The 19,978-nt window shown below is 46.0% G+C and carries 18 protein-coding genes and 1 tRNA gene; 12 read left to right on the top strand and 7 right to left on the bottom strand.

Annotation, left to right across the window (positions count from 1 at the left end; genetic code table 11):
• Positions 1-6: 6 nt before the first annotated feature.
• The gene (gene hemW / locus LFX17_RS10720) at positions 7-1,179 is read right to left on the bottom strand and encodes a radical SAM family heme chaperone HemW (protein ID WP_238730244.1); all 1,173 of its coding nucleotides are present in this window, start codon (positions 1,177-1,179) and stop codon (positions 7-9) included.
• Positions 1,180-1,407: 228 nt separating this feature from the next.
• Positions 1,408-3,147 carry a glycoside hydrolase family 3 protein gene (locus LFX17_RS10715; protein WP_238746628.1) on the bottom strand — a complete coding sequence of 580 codons (1,740 nt, stop codon included), beginning with the start codon at positions 3,145-3,147 and terminating at the stop codon, positions 1,408-1,410.
• A 63-nt stretch (positions 3,148-3,210) separates the two neighbouring features.
• On the opposite strand from LFX17_RS10715, the gene LFX17_RS10710 reads away from it, so the two are divergent.
• The 5 genes from LFX17_RS10710 to clpX all read left to right on the top strand — a co-directional run bounded on the left by LFX17_RS10710 (position 3,211) and on the right by clpX (position 7,246).
• Positions 3,211-3,849 carry an arylesterase gene (locus LFX17_RS10710; protein WP_238730242.1) on the top strand — a complete coding sequence of 213 codons (639 nt, stop codon included), beginning with the start codon at positions 3,211-3,213 and terminating at the stop codon, positions 3,847-3,849.
• A gap of 63 nt (positions 3,850-3,912) precedes the next feature.
• Positions 3,913-3,984 (top strand) — tRNA-Gly (locus tag LFX17_RS10705).
• Positions 3,985-4,023: 39 nt separating this feature from the next.
• A complete protein-coding gene (gene tig / locus LFX17_RS10700; RefSeq protein ID WP_238730241.1) occupies positions 4,024-5,379 on the top strand; it encodes a trigger factor in 1,356 nt (451 codons plus the stop codon).
• Positions 5,376-5,969: an ATP-dependent Clp endopeptidase proteolytic subunit ClpP gene (clpP, locus tag LFX17_RS10695; RefSeq protein WP_002626411.1), complete on the top strand. Its 594-nt coding sequence runs from the start codon at positions 5,376-5,378 to the stop codon at positions 5,967-5,969. Before tig ends, clpP begins: the two co-directional genes overlap by 4 nt.
• 14 nt (positions 5,970-5,983) lie before the next feature.
• Entirely contained in the window at positions 5,984-7,246 is a 1,263-nt protein-coding gene (gene clpX, locus LFX17_RS10690; RefSeq protein WP_238730240.1) for an ATP-dependent Clp protease ATP-binding subunit ClpX, read from the top strand.
• A 325-nt stretch (positions 7,247-7,571) separates the two neighbouring features.
• Here clpX and LFX17_RS10685 read toward each other — a convergent pair whose 3' ends face one another.
• On the bottom strand, positions 7,572-9,866 hold the full coding sequence (locus LFX17_RS10685) for an inorganic phosphate transporter (protein WP_238730239.1): 2,295 nt from the start codon (positions 9,864-9,866) through the stop codon (positions 7,572-7,574).
• Positions 9,867-10,025: 159 nt separating this feature from the next.
• Positions 10,026-11,072 (bottom strand): serine/threonine protein kinase, encoded by a 1,047-nt coding sequence (locus LFX17_RS10680; protein ID WP_238730238.1) that lies wholly within the window; start codon positions 11,070-11,072, stop codon positions 10,026-10,028.
• Between the two features lie 116 nt (positions 11,073-11,188).
• Here LFX17_RS10680 and LFX17_RS10675 point away from each other — a divergent pair, with 116 nt between their 5' ends.
• The 7 genes from LFX17_RS10675 (at position 11,189) to pgsW (ending at position 17,269) form a co-directional block, all read left to right on the top strand.
• Complete coding sequence (locus LFX17_RS10675) at positions 11,189-11,587, top strand: RNA recognition motif domain-containing protein (RefSeq protein WP_238730237.1); 399 nt, start codon at positions 11,189-11,191, stop codon at positions 11,585-11,587.
• Positions 11,584-11,973 carry an FKBP-type peptidyl-prolyl cis-trans isomerase gene (locus LFX17_RS10670; RefSeq protein ID WP_238746621.1) on the top strand — a complete coding sequence of 130 codons (390 nt, stop codon included), beginning with the start codon at positions 11,584-11,586 and terminating at the stop codon, positions 11,971-11,973. Before LFX17_RS10675 ends, LFX17_RS10670 begins: the two co-directional genes overlap by 4 nt.
• A 119-nt stretch (positions 11,974-12,092) precedes the next feature.
• Positions 12,093-13,214 (top strand): PAS domain-containing sensor histidine kinase, encoded by a 1,122-nt coding sequence (locus LFX17_RS10665; RefSeq protein ID WP_238746619.1) that lies wholly within the window; start codon positions 12,093-12,095, stop codon positions 13,212-13,214.
• 66 nt (positions 13,215-13,280) lie between these two features.
• Positions 13,281-14,543 (top strand): SpoIIE family protein phosphatase, encoded by a 1,263-nt coding sequence (locus tag LFX17_RS10660; RefSeq protein WP_238746617.1) that lies wholly within the window; start codon positions 13,281-13,283, stop codon positions 14,541-14,543.
• A gap of 7 nt (positions 14,544-14,550) precedes the next feature.
• On the top strand, positions 14,551-15,711 hold the full coding sequence (gene pgsB, locus LFX17_RS10655) for a poly-gamma-glutamate synthase PgsB (protein ID WP_238746603.1): 1,161 nt from the start codon (positions 14,551-14,553) through the stop codon (positions 15,709-15,711).
• The gene (gene pgsC, locus LFX17_RS10650) at positions 15,699-16,157 is read left to right on the top strand and encodes a poly-gamma-glutamate biosynthesis protein PgsC (RefSeq protein WP_238730232.1); all 459 of its coding nucleotides are present in this window, start codon (positions 15,699-15,701) and stop codon (positions 16,155-16,157) included. Before pgsB ends, pgsC begins: the two co-directional genes overlap by 13 nt.
• Positions 16,154-17,269, top strand: a complete 1,116-nt coding sequence (pgsW, locus tag LFX17_RS10645; RefSeq protein WP_238746601.1) for a poly-gamma-glutamate system protein — start codon at positions 16,154-16,156, stop codon at positions 17,267-17,269. The genes pgsC and pgsW overlap by 4 nt, the downstream gene beginning before the upstream one ends.
• 29 nt (positions 17,270-17,298) lie before the next feature.
• On the opposite strand, the gene LFX17_RS10640 is transcribed toward pgsW, so the two are convergent.
• From LFX17_RS10640 to LFX17_RS10630, 3 genes are read right to left on the bottom strand one after another with little or no spacing between them, the layout of a single operon-like run.
• On the bottom strand, positions 17,299-18,303 hold the full coding sequence (locus LFX17_RS10640; RefSeq protein ID WP_238746594.1) for an alpha/beta fold hydrolase: 1,005 nt from the start codon (positions 18,301-18,303) through the stop codon (positions 17,299-17,301).
• A complete protein-coding gene (locus LFX17_RS10635) occupies positions 18,300-18,605 on the bottom strand; it encodes a hypothetical protein (protein WP_118955859.1) in 306 nt (101 codons plus the stop codon). Before LFX17_RS10635 ends, LFX17_RS10640 begins: the two co-directional genes overlap by 4 nt.
• Before the next feature lie 7 nt (positions 18,606-18,612).
• Positions 18,613-19,839 (bottom strand): DUF445 domain-containing protein, encoded by a 1,227-nt coding sequence (locus tag LFX17_RS10630; RefSeq protein WP_238730228.1) that lies wholly within the window; start codon positions 19,837-19,839, stop codon positions 18,613-18,615.
• Between the last annotated feature and the right edge of the window lie 139 nt (positions 19,840-19,978).

The following is a 19,978-nucleotide window of genomic DNA, read 5'->3' as shown; positions in this document are numbered from 1 at the left end:
GGTTTCTTAGATGGAAGAGAGTTTGAGGATGGAAGTATCCAAAAAGAGAACCGCTTCGGGTTTCCAACGAAAGATTCCCTGGGAAAATTCGCAAAGCCCGGAAGAAGCGAGTTCTTCCAGATGTCGTTTTAAAACTTCTCTCTTTTCGGGAATCAGTTCGTAAAAAGTTTCCATTTGAATCGGTCCGAACAATCGGAACAAAGATAGAATCAATTCTTCATAGAGATCGGATTTCGCGTATTCGGCGGAGAATTCTCTGCGTTTGTAAGTCTCCACGTTTCTCGGATTGGAGTATCTTCCCGAAGGCAGATAACCGTGTGCGCCCGCCCCGATTCCCAAATAGTATTCCATCGTCCAATATTTGAGGTTGTGTTTGGAAAAGAATCCGGGTTTGGAATAGTTGCTCACCTCGTATTGAAACAAATCGTATGGAGCCAACATTTCCGGCAATAGCTTGAGAACCTCTTCTTGGATCGCTTCCTCGGGTTCGGGGACGACGCGATCTATTACCTTTCTTGAATATTCGGTTCCTTTTTCCACGGTGAGAGCGTAGAGGCTGATGTGTTTTCCTCCGGCCGACAAAACCTGAACGATATCCTTTAGGATCGCGTCGACGGTTTGTCCCGGAATTCCGTAGATCAAATCGGCGGAAAAATTGGAGATCGGAGAATTTTTTACCGTTTCGAGAATGTTTCCGTATCGATCCGGATCGTAATGCCTTCCCAAAAATTTCAATTTTTCCGGATCAAAGCTCTGGATTCCGACGGAAATGCGGTTGATTCCGGCCTGACTGATCGATCGCAGAAAGTCCGGCGTGATGTCCTCTGGATTGCACTCCATCGTAATTTCAGAATATTCTAAAAGTTGAATATTTTTTTTGAAGAAGTCGATCAGGTCCGCGATTTGAGAAATGTCGGCTCTGGAAGGAGTTCCGCCTCCAAAAAAGATCGTGTCGAATTTTAGGTCGAGGATTTCGGGATTGTCCGCGATTCTGCGCTCCGTTTCTTCCTTGTATCTGCGGAAGAGCCCGGTTTCGTCCGGGATCGGATTTTTTCCGTTCCCGATCGAATAAAAATCACAGTATTCGCATTTTTGAATGCAGTAGGGGTAGTGGACGTAGATTCCCGGAATTCCAATCTTTCGGACCGGAGTTTCGGGATTCTTCTTGTCGTTTTTCATAACTAAATCGACGAATACTTTCTATTTGAGGAACTGTGGGAACTCCCGCATTTCCTCAAATTCTGCGGCCCCGCCCTGATCTAGGGTGGAGGGGTGAGGAGGTGGGAAACGTCGGAGATTTTCTCAATATCAGAAAATTATACTTTATCAACCCCTTTCTCGAGCTGATTTTTGCGGGAACTCCCACAAAAACCAGCGAATTCAACACTTCCTCAAAAACCGGATTCACTACTTTTGAACGGCCGTCTTGTCGTTTTGACCTTTTAAAATCAAATCCACAACGGGAATCGGAGAGGTTCTTTCCACGACCGAATACAGAAGGGCTTTTTTGGATTCTACGGTCGGGGAAAAGGAGAATAGGATTTTCAGGTTCGAAAGCGTATTCAATTTTAAGAATGGAGTTCCGTAGTGAAGCGCAACGACTTCGATGTCCGAATAACGTTTTGCAAGACCTGCGGCCAGATCCAATTCCAATTGGCTGAAAGTCGTGACCACGACGCGCTTGTATTTGTTTTCTTTGAGAAGCGCCGCGATCTTTCCGGAGTTGAAGTTCGGAAGATTTTTTTCCGTCAGAACGGTTTCGAATTCTTTTCCGCGCACCGCAAAGATCGTTTCTTCCGCCTTGACCGACGCAGGATTCAAAGGAGTCGGAAAGGAAACGATGGACGCTCTGGAAACTTCCGCGTTCAAAGTCGGAGAAAAGATTTCCAAGAAACTTTTTTCACGTTCCGCGAGCTGTTCTTGGAAGAAGTTGAGTTCCTTTTGTTCGAGTTCGGTAAGTTTTTCTTTAGCGGCGGATTTCTTCGGAGAGAATTCGTACACGATTCCGTGTTTGAGTTTTAAAAGAACCTGTCTGTATGCGGCTTCTTTCAAAAGGTCGCGTTCTCCCTTTTGAAACGTTCCTTTTTTATACGCGGTGAGAATTTGATTCTTCATATCGCGGGTGGTCTTACCCCAGCTCGTCATCAGAAGAATATCAGCGCCTGCTAATATAGCAAGAACACCCGGATCGCTATCTTTGTAGTGAACATCGATTGCGTCCATCTCCATCGCGTCCGTGATGATAACACCTTGAAATCCCATCTTTTCGCGGAGAATTCCGGTAAGAATTTTGGATGAAAGAGTCGCCGGAAAGTTCGGATCCAATTTCGGATACAAGATATGCGCGCTCATTACGACTTCCGCGCCTTGTTTAATCGATTCTTGAAACGGAATGAGTTCCATCTTCTCGAGTTCTTCCAAGGTCTTGTCGATCTTGGGCAGTCCGAGGTGACTGTCCACGTTCGTATCTCCGTGTCCCGGAAAATGTTTGATCGTAGGAATCGCTCCACCGACTCTCGCGCCTTTCTCGTAACCGATTCCGGCCGCGGTGACCATCTCCGGAGTGCTTCCCAAAGAACGAGTGTTGATGACCGGATTATCGGGATTGTTGTTGATATCCAAGTCGGGAGCGAATACGAAATTGAGTCCGAGTTTACGCAGTTGATAGGAAGTGACGAAACCGACCTTATACGCGTAGTCCGCGTTTTTAGTTTGTCCCAAAGCCATCGCGCCGGGGAACTGAGTCACTCCGTCTTTGACGCGGAGAACTCTTCCGCCTTCCTGATCGACGGAAATGAGAAGAGGAAGTTTGGAAAACTCCATGCTCTTCTTCTGCAATTCGTAATTGAGTTTTAAGATTTCTTGTTTGGTTCCGAGATTCATTCCGAACAGAATGATTCCCCCCGGAAGAATCTCTTCGATTTCCTTCTCGGCGGTTTGATCCAAGGACTTGCCTGGAATCGCCACGTGGATGACTTGTCCGGTCAATTCTTCGGGAGTCATCTTATCTACGATCGCTTTCGCTTGGGATTCTAAATATCCGTCCCAACTATCGGCCTGGAGTTCTTGTTGGTAAGAACTCACGTAGTAAAACACGGCTAAGAAACCCAAAAGAAGAAGGAACGCAAAGGAAAATCGTCGGATCATAGTTTGACAGAATAGGAAAACCTTGAATTCTGTAAAAACAAATTCCGGGAGTAAACCTTCGTTATGATCCGTTTCCGATCCTACCTTATAATTCTGTGTTCTTTGTGTTTCACTTCGCTTTTTGCCGATTCGAATTCCTCGCAGGTAAGAATTCTTTTTTTCGGAGACAGTTTGACCGCGGGGCTAGGACTCTCTTCTCCCGAAGAAGCGTTTCCTCATCTGATCGCGAAAGAACTTTCCAAAAACGGAATTTCTTCCCAAGCGATCAACGCGGGAATGAGCGGCGACACGACCTCGGGCGGACTCGCACGTTTGGATTGGGCGATGTCGGGCGGGTTCGACGTATTCGTTTTGGAACTCGGAGCGAACGATTCGATGCGGGGAATTTCTCCCGATCAAACGCAGAAAAATTTAAAAGAGATCATCGCAAGAGTGAGAAAGAAAAATCCGAAAGCGAAGATTCTTCTCGTGGGGATGAAAACGTTTCCGAATCTCGGAAAAGAATATCGTCAGAAATTCGAAGCCGTTTATCCGAAACTTTCCAAGGAAGAAAATCTTCCTCTCGTTCCGTTCTTTATGGACGGGGTGGCCGGAATCAAAAAGTTGAATCAGAAAGACGGAATTCATCCCACTGCGGAAGGACATCGGATCCTTGCGAAAAATCTTTTCCCCTTTGTTCAAAAAATTCTGAAGAAAGGATGATTCTCCAAAAAGTGTGTTTACACCGGACTTTTGGCGAAAATCATGGATCTACCTGAAATAATCGCGGGAATAGCTCAGTGGTAGAGCACCTCCTTGCCAAGGAGGGGGTCGCGGGTTCGAATCCCGTTTCCCGCTTTTTCTTTTATATCACCCTTCCCCAGGCCGATTTGCATCATGGACTATAAAACAAAAAAAAATTCCAACGCTACCGTTGATATTAAACTCACCTTCGAAGCTTCCGACATCGAAAAAGCTTTTGATAAAACCTACGCAGAAAAACAGAAGGATGTGAAAATTCCGGGCTTCCGTCAAGGAAAGGCTCCTCTCAACTTGGTAAAGAAACAACTCGGAGACGCGGTTGCGAGTGACGCGATCAACAATCTCATCATCGATGGGATGACTTCCATTCTTACCAAACTCGAACATCCGATGGTTCGTTTTCCGAAATTCGAAATCCAAGACTATCAACCGGGAAAAACTCTCGTCGCTACCGCGGTGTATGAAACCAACCCCGAAGTCACCCTTGGAAAATACAAAAAAGTAAAAGTAAAACTTCCCGAAGTAAACGTAACCGATTCCGACGTTGCGGAGGAGATCGAGGCGATTCGCAAACAACTCGCTCGCAAACAACTCAAGGAAGAAGGGCAGGTGGCGGTTTCCGGAGATATTATCGATATGGAATATACGGTCCATGAAACGGGCCAGGAACCGAAAAATGCGAGCAATACTTCCAACGACTATCACCTGGGTCACGAAAGCAATCTGAAGGGATTCGACGAGAATCTCTACGGACTCAAATCCGGTGACAAGAAGGAATTCTCCCATAAATTTCCGGATGATTATTCCCAAAACGAAGTCGCCGGCAAAACCTTCGAATATTCCGTTACGATTAAGGCTTTGTACGCGAACATCCTTCCGTCCGTGGACGACGATCTGGCTTCCGAGTTCGACGGTTCCGAGTCGTTAAACGCGCTCAAGGATAAGATCCGCAAGAATCTGAAGGAACGTTTCGAAGAGGGAATCCGCAATAAAAAGATGGAGGAGATTTACAAGGAAGTCATCGACGATTCCAAGTATATCTTCCCTGAGTCTTACGTGAAGGAAGAATCGGAGCACGTGTTCCACAACATGATCCACGAATTCAGACTTCCTCATATTACGATGGAAAAATACGCCGAGATGATCAAAAAGGATCTGAAGGAAGTTCAAGAATCCTTTAAGAATTTGGCGGAAACCCGTCTCAAACACTTCTTTACCCGCCAAAAAATCGCGCAAACCGAGAATATCACCTATTCCGATGCGGATTTTGATGCAGATTTAGAAAAACTTGCGTCAAGTTACCAAATTTCCCTGTCCGATCTTAAAAAAGAGCTGGAAAAGGGAAAACTCATGGATAATTATCGAGAGAATTTTTTCGCAAAAAAGGTGGATGATACCCTCTTTGATCTTGTAGAAAAGAAATACACTGACAAATTGAGTATTGCGCAAGTGAAAGACTATCTGAACCAAAAGGAAGAACAGAAAGCATGAGTGTAATCCCGTATGTGATCGAGCAGACGAGTAGAGGGGAAAGATCCTATGATATTTTTTCCCGCCTTTTAAAAGATAGAATCATCTTTCTCGGGAATGCAATCAACGACGATTATGCGAACGTAATTACGGCGCAGTTGTTATTCCTCGAGGCGGAAAACCCCGAAAGAGACATTTATCTTTATCTCAATTCTCCCGGCGGATATGTTTCTTCCGGTCTTGCAATTTATGATACAATGCAGTATATTAAACCGGATGTAAGAACGCTTTGTTTGGGACAGGCTTCTTCCATGGCGGCTCTGCTTCTTGCGGGAGGGGCGGCTGGAAAACGTTCCGCGCTTCCGAATTCAAGAATCATGATGCACCAGCCTATGGGCGGAGCGACCGGACAGGCGAGCGATATCGAGATCCAAGCGAGAGAGGTTCTCAAGCTGAAGGAAATTCTCAACTCCATTTACCACAAACATACGGGAAAGAGTGTTGAGCAAATTCAGAAGGATACCGAAAGAAACTTTTATATGACCGCGGAAGAAGCGAAGAATTACGGAATCATCGACACCGTCATTCAGATCGACCGCAAACAGGCTTAATAAGGAGCGCTCCCTTGGCTAAGAAAACACCGGGAACCAACGGTAAACAAAAACTATTTTGCTCTTTCTGCGGAAAGGAACAGGATGCAGTAAAACGTTTAGTCGCCGGACCTGGTGTTTATATCTGTGACGAATGTATTTCTCTCTGTAACGAAATCATCGCAGAAGATCACGATCATACTCACGAGAAGTCGGAAGTATTCAGCGAGGTTCCAAGTCCCGCCGATATCAAGACGATTTTGGATCAATATGTGATCGGACAGGATCACGCAAAAAAAGCCCTTTCCGTTGCGGTTTACAACCACTACAAACGAGTTAATCTCAAAGAAAAGAAATCCGATATCGAAATCGAAAAATCGAATATTCTTTTGATCGGACCGACCGGAAGCGGAAAAACTCTTCTGGCACAAACACTTGCAAGAATCATCAAGGTTCCGTTCGCGATCGTGGACGCAACCGCTTTGACCGAAGCCGGTTACGTGGGTGAGGATGTGGAGAACATCATTCTCAAGTTGATTCAAAACGCGGACAATGACATCAAAAAAGCGGAAGTAGGAATCATCTACATCGACGAGGTCGATAAGATCGCGCGAAAATCCGACAGCGCTTCCATTACGAGAGACGTAAGCGGAGAAGGCGTTCAACAAGCTCTTTTAAAAATCATCGAAGGAACTGTCGCAAACGTTCCTCCCCAAGGCGGAAGAAAACATCCGCATCAGGAATACTTGCAAGTTGATACGAAGAACATTCTGTTTATCCTCGGAGGAGCCTTTGTGGATCTTCCGAATATTATCAAGTCCAGAACCGGCGTAAAAACGATCGGTTTCGGCTCGGAAGAACAAAGAATCCAAGCAGACAGCAAGGATTCTTTGATGGAACAGGTGATCCCGGAAGATTTGATTAAATTCGGATTGATCCCGGAGTTTATCGGAAGACTTCCGATCGTTGCGACTCTGCAAGAGTTGGACGTGGATATGCTCAAACAAATCTTCCGCGAACCGAAGAACTCCGTTCTCAAACAATATACTCGTCTTTTAGAACTCGAAAACGTGAAACTTACCTTCCGCGAAGATGCGATCGACAAGATCGCAGAACTCGCGATCAAACGGGAATCCGGTGCGAGAGGGCTCAGAGCGATCGTGGAAAACATCATGCTGGATCTGATGTTCGATATTCCTTCCCGCAAGGACATCGAAGAAGTCATCATCACGGCGGAAGTAATCACGGACCGAGTGACCCCGACATTAGTTCTCAAAAAAGAATCCAAAATCGCATAACGTTAGCGATACTAGTGCACCTTGGTTGCGCGCGTGGTTAGGTAAATGTAATACGTTCTCTAAGTTTGTAGTTCCAAGTATCTCGGATGTAGGAACTGCAACGAAAACGATTATAAAATCGCCTGAAAGCTTCGTAAACTAGCCGAAGATCCCGGCCCCGGAAGATTTCTGTGGGAACTCCAACGAAAGAAGATCAAATCAGAAGTTTGTAAATTACCGAAAGACCAAACTCTTGTGGGAACTCCTGCATTCACCCAAAAATAAAAACGCCGCGGTCGCAAAGAGCGAAACGCGGCGTTTTGAAAATCGAAGATGTTTTAAATTCTTACTTCTTCTTTTTCTTTTCTTCCGATTTCAGAGCGAGAAGGGACTTGCTTTGCAATTCGATCTTTTTCTTTTCAGTCCAAGGAATCGCAACGCTCAATTCTTCCGCGAGAGAAAGAAGGTTTTCGTTGATGTCGATCAGTTCGTCTATGATCACGAAATAGGAAACGCTGGATTTCAGCTTACTATCTCCTTTCTTGATCCGCTTCATCTGACTCTTGTAGATATTCTGTTTGATCTTTTCAAGATTTTTGGTTTTCTTTTCCGATCTCGCTTTTTCCAAAAGATCCGGGAACTTATCCGAATCCGCGAGCAGCTCCATCAGGTTCGTAGCGGACTTTCTGAGCTCCTTGACTTCTTCCTTTTCGTCCTTGGAGACTTCGTGGAAAGAACTGATTCCGTTGGAAGACGTTCTCAAAATGTTCCAGATGCTTTCCGTAATTCGATCCAAATGATTGATCGATTCGGTGATCGGATGTATGGAGGAAAGATCGTCTTCTTCCAAGTGTTTATTCGCGATCGACAGAAAGCTTGAGAGGGAATTCTCTCTCATTTTCTTTAGGTCTTTTAGAAGTTTCTGAGTTTGTCTGAAATTCTTCTTCTTACCGTTTACATAACCGGCACAAGCGTTGTTCAGAGCCTTTCTCGCAACGCTCAAGCTCGCGAGCATGGAAGAAATCGTTCTGGAAAGGGCGCGCTCGGGATGTTTTTTGAGAGTGATGAGTTTTTCGAGATTCTCGTCGTAGGTTTCCTGACGCTTCTTGTGGATTCTTCCGAAGAGGAAGATCAAAAGCCCCGCCACCAACACGAGAACGATCACGGAAGAAAATCCGAATAGATAAAGAATCGAACCGATGATTCCCGCAGTCGTCGACGCCATGATCGCGGTGAAGAACCAGCCGCCCACAACGGTAAGAACACCGCTCACTCGGTTGACGGCATTGTCCTTGTTCCAGGCTCCGTCGGTCAATGACGTTCCCATCGCCACCATAAACGTTACGAAGGTTGTGGAAAGAGGAAGTTTGTAGAGGGTTCCGATCAAAATCAACGCGCTGGAAATCTGAATGTTCACGGAAGCTCGAAGCATATCGAACGCTTCGGTTTCGTGAACTTTTACGATTTCCGCAAAGCCGTTTCTTTGTTCGAAACGTTTTCCGATAAAGTTGCGGACACCCGCGGGAAGTATCGCCTTGATCGGAGTGTAGATTCCGAGAGCGATCTGAACGAAAACGCGCGCAACCAAACTCGTATTAAAACTTTCTAATGTTTCTCCTTGGGAACCGAGAGTCACTTCGGTTTGTGTGACCGTTGACGCTTTTTTGGAAAACCAAAGCGGGAAAAGCATCACACAAGCCGCGCCTAACAGGATAAAGTTCGGAGTAGGAACGTTTCCCGCCAGTCCGGTTGCAAGAGCGCTCGCGTCCCCGCCCCCCGCTTGGATCAGGTTCCAGGTCGCGAAACTCGCGAGAGGAACCCCGATGAAGTTCACTAAGTCGTTGCTCGCAAAAGCCATCGCGAGAGACCCGGTTCCGACTAAAACCAAGAATTTTAGAATATTCCATTCTAATAATACAAAGAATTGGAAAATGATCGCGAATCCCGCGAACGTCGCTAAAAGAATGTTCGTAAAGTTTTCGTTGATGTATTTAACGATTTCGGGCGGGATTACGCTGGAGCCTTTCATCGCGGATAAAAGCGTAAAAAACGCCACCGTCGTCATAGAAAGACCGCCGAACAATCCTCCGAAGTATTTCATCGAATTCTTCAGATTGAAGGAGAAGATGAATCGGAAAACGAACTGCAATATCATTCCCGAAAAGAACGCCACGATCACGCTCGTTATGATTCCGAAGATGATCTTCAATGCGCTTTCCGAGTTGATGATCTGAAAGGCTCCGTTTAAGGTTCCCGTTTTTAAGAATGCGATCGCGAGGGCCGCTCCTAAAAGTTCGAAAACCAAGGATACCGTAGTCGATGTAGGAAGTCCGAGAGTGTTGTAAAGATCCAGAAGAACGATGTCCGTCAGCATCACAGCGAAGAATAAAAACATCAAATCCTGGAGCGCGAAACCGCTCGGATGGAAAATCCCTTTTCTCGCAACTTCCATCATTCCTGTGGAAGAAAGTGCGCCGAGGATAATTCCGATTCCCGCTACGACCAGAATGATTCTTTTAGAGGATGCTTTGGAACCCACGGCGGAATTCGTAAAGTTTACTGCGTCGTTCGAAACTCCGACTAAGAGATCTCCGACTCCGAGGATCGCCATGAGAACAACGATGATTAAAAAAAAGTCCATGAAACGCTTCCGTTTATTGTTTTGTAGAATCTACAGTTTTTTTCGCTTCGACTCTTGTTTCGAGTTCTTTTGAGTCTTTTGGATCGGGGGCATCGGACAACTGAAATTTTGCCGGAAACCCATCCGTGATTATTACTTTTCCGTTACAAAATCAACCGGTTAATCTTCCAAATCCCAAAAAAAATCTTTGTTGGTCAGTTCTTCTTCCTCCGGAAGAGAATCTGTAACGGAAAAGAAATATTTCCCCCCTAAGGAATCCAGAATGAGTTTGTATTGTTCTTTGAGTTCCAAAGTTTCTTTTTCCCAGTATTCGTTTCCCGCAAAATGAGGAAAGGCGACCGGAAACGAAGGATCGGTCGTAAATCGGCTCGAAATCCAAGCTGAATAATGTACGAAACGCATTGCGCGCAGAATTTCCATAAGATCAAACCAACGCTCTTCAAAGTCCCGAAATTCTCTGTAGCCGGAAAGAAGATATTCTCTTTCTTCCAAACCGTCTTTGCCTCGGGAAAGAAGCATCCAAAAATCCTGAACCGCCGGGCCTTTCAAACAATCGTCAAAGTCCACAAAGAACCAGCCGTCTTTTCCGAAGAGAAGATTTCCCTTATGACAATCTCCGTGGATTCGATGCAACGGAACCGACTCGATCCTTTCCCGGAAGAGGTCGAAAATTCGATTCGCGGTTTCTGCGTATTCTTTTTTGCAGCTCGAAGGAATCCATTCTCCTCGAAGCAGCGTTTCCAAAGGATAAGTTCCGTAGGTCAAAGAATCCAGCGAGATTCTATGTTCGAAGTGTTTCGCCTGACCGACGTTATGGATTCTCGCGAGAAGCCTTCCCAAAATCCGGAGATTTTCCGGACTGAGTTCGTCCGGCGATCTTCCTCCGACCCGAGGCCAAAACGAATAATAGATCTCGTCTTGAAACGAAGCCAGGCTGCTTCCGTCCTCAAAGAGCAAAGGACAACAAACGGGGATTTCGGCTTCCTGCAAATCCCGAAGGAATTCGTGTTCTTCCAAAATCTGCTCGTCGGTCCATCGTCCGGGACGGTAGAATTTGGAGATGATATGAGAACCGTCTTCGAGCCGCAGGTCGAACACACGATTCTCCAAACTGTTCAATGCCATACAATGACCGGAGGGTTCGTATCCCGCTTTTTCGACTAAGGTAAGAATTTCACCTGGATTCAATTGAAAAAAATCGGCCATAAGCCCCAGAATTCCGGATTCCCCTTTCTTTGGAAATTTCTTTAATGGGAGAGAAACACAAACCCGTTCGTTTTGTTTTTCGCGGTTTGGAATTTGGTTTTCAATAGAATTGGATTTTGCAAATTGATTCCCGAGAAGGAAAAATCATGAAGATATCAGTAGGAAATCTGCCTCAGGAGTTGACCGAGGACGAGTTAAAAAAGATTTTTTCGGAATTTGGAACCGTCCAGGAAGCGCATATTAAAAAAGATAAAACCACGGGCCGTTCCTTGTCCTATGGATCCGTTGAAATGGAAGACGCTGCGGGTGCGAAGGCGGTCGCGGCTTTGAATAAAAAAGAAATCCAAGGCAAACAGATCGCCGTAGTCGATTCTGAAGAATTAAAAAAAGAGTTCGAGAAAAAACAATCTCTCAAAGGCGGAGGAGCTTCTTCCGGTAAGATTCATGGAAATCAGTCGAAAGGCGGATTTTCCGGAGGCGCAACCGTTAGAAGGACCGGAGGAAGAGGAAAATGAAATCAGTACGTACTTTATGGATTGGAGCGATTTTGTTCGCCCTGTCGACTCCGAGCTTCGCGGAAGATCTCGTCATCAAGGACATTCGTGTCGGAACAGGGAAGGAAGCCTTCTCCGGTTCGAATGTGACCGTTCATTATGTGGGAACTCTTACAAACGGAAAGAAGTTCGACAGTTCCAGAGATAGAAGAACTCCGTTCACGTTCAACCTCGGAGCGGGAGAAGTCATCAAAGGATGGGATCGCGGGGTTCGCGGTATGAAGGAAGGCGGAATTCGCAAGTTGACCATTCCCCCCGAACTCGGTTACGGTTCGAGAGGAGCGGGGGCTGCGATTCCACCGAATTCAACTCTCATTTTTGAAGTAGAATTACTCAAAGTGTACTGAGAATTCTATTCTTTTGAAACAGAATTTACCGGATTCTGACGTTAGATTCTAAACGCTTTCCGGTTCTAATCTATCATAGATTGGAGGGGCTTTTTCCCACTGTGATAGCTTAAAACCGGATGTCTTACAACTTCTTCGAACATTCCCCGGTACCGGCCTGCATTTTAGAGCCGACGCTTCTCATCCGAAACGTCAACACGGCATTTTCCCGTACCTTCGGCTATTCCAAATCGGAACTCGAGGGAATCGAATACTGGAACCGAATCTGTGAATTCAAAACCGCTAAACCGAATCTCTGTGACCCGTCTTTGTGGCCTTCCACCAACGTTTTGGATGAATCTCCGGCGTATTCCGTTTTCATTCTCACCAAACACGGATTCAAAAAAGAATTCATGGTTTCCTTCGCGTTCGATCCGGAAGAGTTGCAGATTTTCGCATACTTAGAATCTCCTCAGTTTCAGGAGCGACCCTTTCTACGTTACGATGCCGCTGTGGGATCGAGTTTCGGAAACGATTTGGAAAAACCCGCCGATTCTTGGGTTCAAAAACAGAAGTTGGAAGCGATCGGAACTCTTTCCGCAGGGGTCGCGCACGAAATCAACAATCCTTTGATGGGCGTCATCAATTACGCGGAAATGGTCTTCAACGGAATCGAAACCGGAAACCCGCTCCGCAAATACGCGGGAATCATTCTGCAGGAAAGCAATCGAATTTCCGAAATCGTCAAAGACATGCTCACCTTCACACGTTTGGAAAAGGAAGAAGCGAAGGTCCACGATCTGACCACCGTTTTCTGTTCCACCTTCGGTCTGTTAAAGAACGGCTTCCGAAAAGCCGGAATCGAAACCGTCGCTCCTACGCTCGACATTCCCATCTACGCTGTTTGTTCCGCCGGAAGACTGAGACAGGTTTACCTGAATCTTTTGACCAATGCAAAGGACGCGATCGAAAGCAACGCCGATTCCGCAAAAGCAAAAACCATCACCGTCTATTGGCAGAAGTTCAAAAAGGGAGATCGGAGTTTCGTTCGAACCGTCATCGAGGATACGGGACCGGGAATCTCCGAAGAGAACAGACACAAACTCTTTGATCCGTTTTATACCACAAAGGAAATCGGCAAAGGAACCGGACTCGGTTTGACCGTTTCTTACAACCTCGTCCGCGAAATGGGAGGAGATCTCTCTTTCGAATGCGTGGACGGAACCACCCGCTTTTACGTGGATCTACCGGAATCTTTCTGAAAGATCCTTGACTTTAGGGGAGAATCACGACATTCTAATAGACTCTCTTTAAACTCCAATCCAGCCATGACCGGTTCCACGCGATCAGAACACAAAAGTTACGACCCGGAGGAACGCTATTCGATTTTATTTCATTCTGCAATCGACGCGATCGTTTCTCTCGATAAGGATTTTCGCGTATTTCTCATCAATCCCGCCGCGGAAAAAATGTCCGGTTTTCTCGCATCCGAACTTCTGGGGAATTCCATCGAACAGCAATTTCCGCTCCGGATTCGAAACCGATTTTATCGGATTCTAAAAAACGTCGCCAAATTGCCCGATAAAAAAAGACAAAAACCGTTCGGTCCCATCCGCTTGATCCGAAAGGACAAAACGATTCTGATCTCCGAAGTCTCCGTTTCCGTGACGGGACCGCCCGAGGATTATCAATATCACATCATCATCCGAGATATATCAGAAAAACATAGAATTCTAATGGAGTTGAAACGGGCCAATCAGACTCTCAAAAAGATGGACCGGGAAAAAGAGGAGCTTCTCGAACGGTTGGAGGAGAAGGTAAGACAAAGATCCAGACTTCTCGCCAACTATTACAAGGGCATGAAGGAAGAATTGAGTCTTGCCAAACGACTTCAATCTGAAATTCTTCCCGAAATTCCTTTGATGCCGGGAATCCGGATCCATTCCGCGTATCTTCCGATGATGGAAGTCGGCGGGGATCTCTACGATTTTTTCGAGATCCGTCCCGGTGTGTTGCGTATCTTTCTTGCGGACGCGACGGGCCACGGGGTGCAAGCCGCGCTTTTGACGATGACTCTCAAAGGAATTCTGGAATCGATCAAAAAGAAAGAAGCCGATCCAGGAACGATTCTCGGAGAATTCAACCGGGAATATTGTAGAAACTTCGGAAATATCGGGATGTTTTTTTCCTGTTTCCTCGCGGACATCGACACAGTTTCCAGAAAGATCGTCTATTCATCGGGAGGACATCCTCCTCAATTTTTTCTTTCCAAAGACTTGGTTATGGGTTTGGACAGGACCGGCTCCTTATTGGGTTTGGACCCTGGCAATCAATACGGAGTTTTTAAACTGAGTTATCAGCACGGGGATCGTTTGTTTCTGCTCACGGACGGAATCTACGAAGAATTCAACTCCGACAAACAGCAATTCGGCGAACTTGCCGTTCAGAAAATTCTCGCGGAAAAATTCACCGAGCCGATGGAGGAAACGATTCCTTCGATTTTACAGAACCTCATGGATCATCTCGGAACTCAAAAAATACAAGACGATATTACTGCCATTTTATTATCCTTGGATTCGCCCGAACGTTGACTTTATTATGCCCTTTGCGATCGCGATTTTCAGCCTTATCTTTTTGAGTTTCTGCGCCGCCCTTTGGATCGAAAAAAGAAATCATCTTTCGATTCAAAAACGAATTCCGATTCGAATTCATATCAACGGAACCAGGGGGAAATCCTCGATTACGAGATTGGCGCATTCGATTTTTGTCGAAGCGGGTTGGAACGTTTATTCAAAGGCGACCGGCTCGGCCGCGAGTTTGTTATTTCCGGATCGTAGCGAACGACGGATCTTTCGAAATAAGATCTCCATTTCGGAACAAAAATCCTTTTTGCGGTTTGCCGCGCGGAAATGCGCGGACGCGGTTGTGATGGAATGTATGGCCGTTCAACCGAAGTATCAAAAAGAATCCGAAGACATTTTGATTTCCGCTACACATGCCGTGATCGCGAACGTTCGAAACGATCACGGAGAATGGATCGATACGGAGGAAACCGCCTTGCGTTCGTTTGCGCATACGATTCCCAAGGACGGCGTTCTTATCGTTGGAAAGAATCTGGAACAAAACGAAATTTTACGGAGGAGCGCGGAGCAAAATCGAACCTCGGTCTTGAATGCGGATTCCTCGTTTACTTCGGATCAGATCGACGCCGCATTGCTGACAATGCGTTATCCGGAACATCGAGAGAATGTCGAAATCGCGATCCGACTTTGTGAAACGTTAGGCGTAACCGCTGAGGCGATCGTAAAAGGAATCGCAAGTTGTGCCCCGGATCCGGGAGCATTGCGCGTTCAAACGATCGAACTCGAAGAACAAATAAAAACCTTTGTCTTCGCTTTTGCGGCCAACGATACGATCTCTTGGGAACAAATCTTAAAAGCGCAACTTGCGACGTCGGCCGGCGGTTCCGTTGTAGTTGTATTCAATTCGAAACGGGAAAGACCGTTCCGTACCGTCGAATTTGCAAATTTATTTTCCAAACGAGCGGAAATCAAAGAGATTCTTTTTTGGGGTCCTTGGTTTTCCTTGTTTCGATCCAGGTATCGAGGAAACGCAGCCTTGATTTTAGAACCGCGGAACGTCGCGTCGGACGCAAATCTCTGGATCGGAGCGGGAAACTATCAAGGCAAGGGAAGAATTTGGATGCAGGAGACGGCGGATAATCTCGTTTCGTTTCAGGGGAAAGAATGGAACTCGTAACCGTATCCATCGGAATCGGAATTTTATTCGGTTTTTTGCTTTGGGAAAAAACGGGACTGCATCCGGGCGGATGGGTGGTTCCCGGTTATATCGCGTTGTATTTGGATCGTCCCTGGGTTTTGATTCCTCTGTTTTTAAGTTCTATTTTGACGCTGGTCGTCTATCGACTTTCCGAATCGTTCTTTCTGAGTTTCGGTCAGAGAAAAACGGTTTTTATCCTATTGCTTTCGATTTTGTTTTCTCTTTTTTCGGACTTCATTTCTACATTCTATTTCTCGAATACAATGGAATTTGAATCCGGGGCGATCGGCCATATTGTTCCCGGTCTGATCGTCCTTTCTTCGGAAAAACAAGGAGTGTTTCGAACGGCTTGTGCAACTTTGACGGCTTCCGTTTTGGTGCGTTTGTTTTTGATCCTCGCGTTCGGAGAGGAGATTCGCGGATGAAAGACCGAAAGGAGTTGATTCATTCCCGTGTCGATCGGTCTACGATCGGAATTTTTCTTTTGGCATTCGGATCGGTTCTCGGTTTGTTTACGGTCGAATTTTTTCCTACTACCGTATCCGTCGCCGATGCGGAGATCAAATATAAAGCAAGCCAGAGAACATACGAAGCGTTTCAGAAAATTCGCGAAAAGGCTTTGTCTCAAAATCTTGCGATCGATCCGAACTTGGATCCGGCGGATTCCGCCTTGATCGGACCGGAACTTTCTCCCGTTACGAGTTCCGCCGGTAAACTTTCCGCAAAACAAGCCTCGGTGCATCCCGATTTTACGGCCTGGTTTCTGGAACAATTTCGCAATTCGAATCTAAAAAAAGGAGATACGATTGCGGTAGGAATGTCCGGCTCTTTTCCCGCTCTCAATATTTCGTTTTGGATCGCGGCCGATACGATGGGACTGAAGGTCGTTTCGATTGCAAGCGTCTCTTCCTCCCAGTACGGCTCCAATCGAATCGGATTTCTCTGGCCCGATCTGGAAAACGAACTCTATCAGAAAAACAGTATATTCCAAAAATCGATTTATATGTCGACGGGAGGAATTTCCGATTCGGGAATCGGAATCGGAAAAGAAGGGCGAGACTCGATTCTTTTTTCGATCCGCAAAAACGGATATTCGTATTTGTCCTCCGATTCCTTCCAGGATTCTCTCGACAAACGCATGAAAATCTACGGAAAATCGAACCCGGCATTGTATGTGAATATCGGAGGAGGGACCGTTTCCTCCGGAACCAGTCTCGGCAAAAAGAAAATTCCGAAAGGAATCGTGGTGAATGAAGAAGAAGTTTCGGAACTTCCCGATTCCGTTTTGAAACTTTTTTTGGAACGAAAGATTCCGGTGCTGCACGTCGGCGGGATTGAAAAGATTGCGAGTCAATCCAAGATGAAATACGAGCGCGGATCGGTTCCGAAACCGGGAACTTCCGATCTTATCTTTCCGAAAAAATACGATCGGATCCGGGCGGGTTTACTTTTGCTTTTTTTGTCGGCTTTGATCTGGAAAACTTCGACGTGGATTTCGCTTCCCGGCTCCAAAGAAGAGAATCAAATCTTTCTATAACGCTCCGATCTCGATTTCGATCGGGAAATTTAGCCTCTGAAAGTGCAAAAAAACCAGGCGATGGTCTCGTCCCGTTTGAGATCGGGAGTAAGGATGGCTTCGTAATGATTTTTGTCCGGAAGAGTCAGAAAGACGGAACATTTGAATTCTTTTTGAAAGACGGCGATCGCCGTATCCGGAAGGAGTTCGTCTCCTTTTTTGAAATTCGGTTTGCCCGCGCGAATCACGAGCACGGGAGAAACGATTTGAGAGTAGGGAAGCACTTTCGCTTTTTTGAATGTTCGAAAACTTGCGATCGGATTCTTGAATAAACGAATCGGAATTTCCCATGGATTCATCGCGCCTCCCATACTGGAAAGTTCGGAATCGATCACATACTTCGGTATGCTGCATTGAAAACCGGATTGTCCGTTTCCGCTTCCGTTCACATCTTCCAATTCGTAGTTCAAAAAGGTTTCCACGTCCTCGTTCCAAGATCCCAAAATCGGAGATTTTTTTGCGAGTTGTAGATACGTTTCCCGTGACGGAAAGATTCTTCCGAGACGTTTTAGAGATTCCTGAATCATCAGAAGATTGGAAAGTTTTCGTTTTAAGGAAAGTTGTCCGCCTCCGTCGATCAGACAAAGTTTTCCGGTTCGATTCGGAAACTTCTTTCCGAAGGCAAGAGAAATCCAACAACCGAGCGAATGCGCGAGAAGATTGGCTTTTTCGATTTTTAAAAAATCCAACATCGACTTTAGATCGTCCGCATGCGATTCGTGAGAATATTGCGAACGAGGTTTGGAGGATTTTCCCCTTCCTTTCAAATCGTATGCGATTACGGTTAACCCTTGTTTGACGAGATCGCGTGCGAGAGGCGCGAAGTTTTTGAGATTTCCGGTCAACCCGTGAATGCAGATCACCGGTGCGGGAGAATTTTTGGGAAGAGGGAATTTGCCGTAAATTTCGGCTGCCAAGTGTTCTCCGTTTCCGATCGGGATTTGTAACGCTTTTGAAATCGATCGCTGATGGGAAGCGGATACGGAATTCTTCATTCGTCCGTTATTTCCGCTCCGAATCTTTCCATCAAGCTTCTTAACTCCGATTCGATTCCGGAACGAAAGGCGATATGAGTGAACGCGATCTTCTCCTTGAGTTTGACCGCTTCGTAACCTGTTTGTGATTTTCGGATGGAGTACCAGATTCTCGATTCTCCCAAACCCGCAAAACGGATCGTAAGTTTTTCCTCTTCGAGTTGAAAACTGACGATCTTACCGAGTTCCTTTCCGCTGAGCGCCTTCTGAACTTTTTTCAAAAAGTGTTCGGGAGAATCTTCCGCTAATCGAATCGATTTCATATTCGTATTAAGAGATGTAGAGCATATAAAGCCCTTGAATCAAACCGACGACGGCGCCTAACACCGATCCGATGAGGATAAGAACGTATTCGTCTTCTTGAAACGCGGAACGGAGAATCGGTTCGAATTCTTCCGGAGGAAGATCCTTCATTCGTTTGAACATATTGTTCTCGATGGACATCGCTCTTCCCATATACGTTTCGAGCTTGTTCGAACTATTCGCGAGAGTTTCGGAAATCTTCGCGATGACTTCCTTCTTTGTGGTTTCGAATTCGGAGTTCTCGTTGCTCGTTTCGGAATCCAATCCTCCGTTGAGATGAAGACGTTTTGCGGCTTCTTCCGTTTCGGTTTGGATGGTTTCGACGAGCGAACGAGCCGCACGTTTGTAAAGAATCTCTTCGAGGACGTTTCTCGCGGTCAACACTTGCGTCGCAAACACGTTCGAATATTTTTTGGAAACGTCTTCTTGTCGCTTTAAAAAGAGTCCTTGATACCGGATCGGTCCCATCTTCTTTTCATAGAGGGGGCGAAAGATCATCGTAAGAGCGACCCAGTTCGTGATGTAACCGACCACGACTCCCTGGATCGGCAAGGTCCACCAATATGGGAACAGATTCCAAGCGAGAGCCTGGAGAATTCCCATCGCACCTCCTAAATACCAGCCGCATTGTTCGATGAATTTGAATTCTTTCGAGCCGACTTCCTGAAAAATATCCACGATTCGTTTTACGTTCGGTCCGGTCAGTTTGCGCAGAACCAGGGAGCGGAAGTTGAAAACGCTCGAGACGTTCTCCTTTACCTGTATCATAATATTCTTAACCGTATGTTCGCTCTTTTTCTGAACACCGGAGATGATTCTCGCTTCTTCGTCCCCTTCCAATCGGGAACGCAGGGAAGGATTGATATGATGAACGATTTCGCGGGTCGCTTCGGGAACGAGCCCGTCGAGAACGGGTTGAAATTCCTTTTCCAACTGATCCGGATCGACCTTGGAAAAGAAGTCCTCGACCTTGATCAAACGTTCGGTCATGATATTGACCGATTTTAAGGCGAGTTTTTGGGACTTTTTAGGAACGATTCCCTGCCAACCCAAATACGGAGGAATTCCTACAAACTCCAACGGGTAAAAGGTCATTTTCAAAGCGACCACGTTCGTAAACCAGCCGACAAACCCGTAGGTAACGGGCATCATGAGAATCCCGATCAATTCCTTGTTTTCCGCTAAAAATTCCATAAAATTTCCTGTAGCAATCGCTATAATTTTTCAACTTCTTGCAAGTTCGGACCCGGCTTTCGGGAGAGCAAATCATTTTTTTTGAACGATTCAAATAAAATCCGAAAATAAGAACCTCTTTCTAAAAGGGAATCTTGCG

This window comes from Leptospira sanjuanensis (assembly GCF_022267375.1).
GTDB lineage: Bacteria > Spirochaetota > Leptospiria > Leptospirales > Leptospiraceae > Leptospira > Leptospira sanjuanensis.
This window is presented reverse-complemented; position numbering and strand designations above follow the sequence as displayed.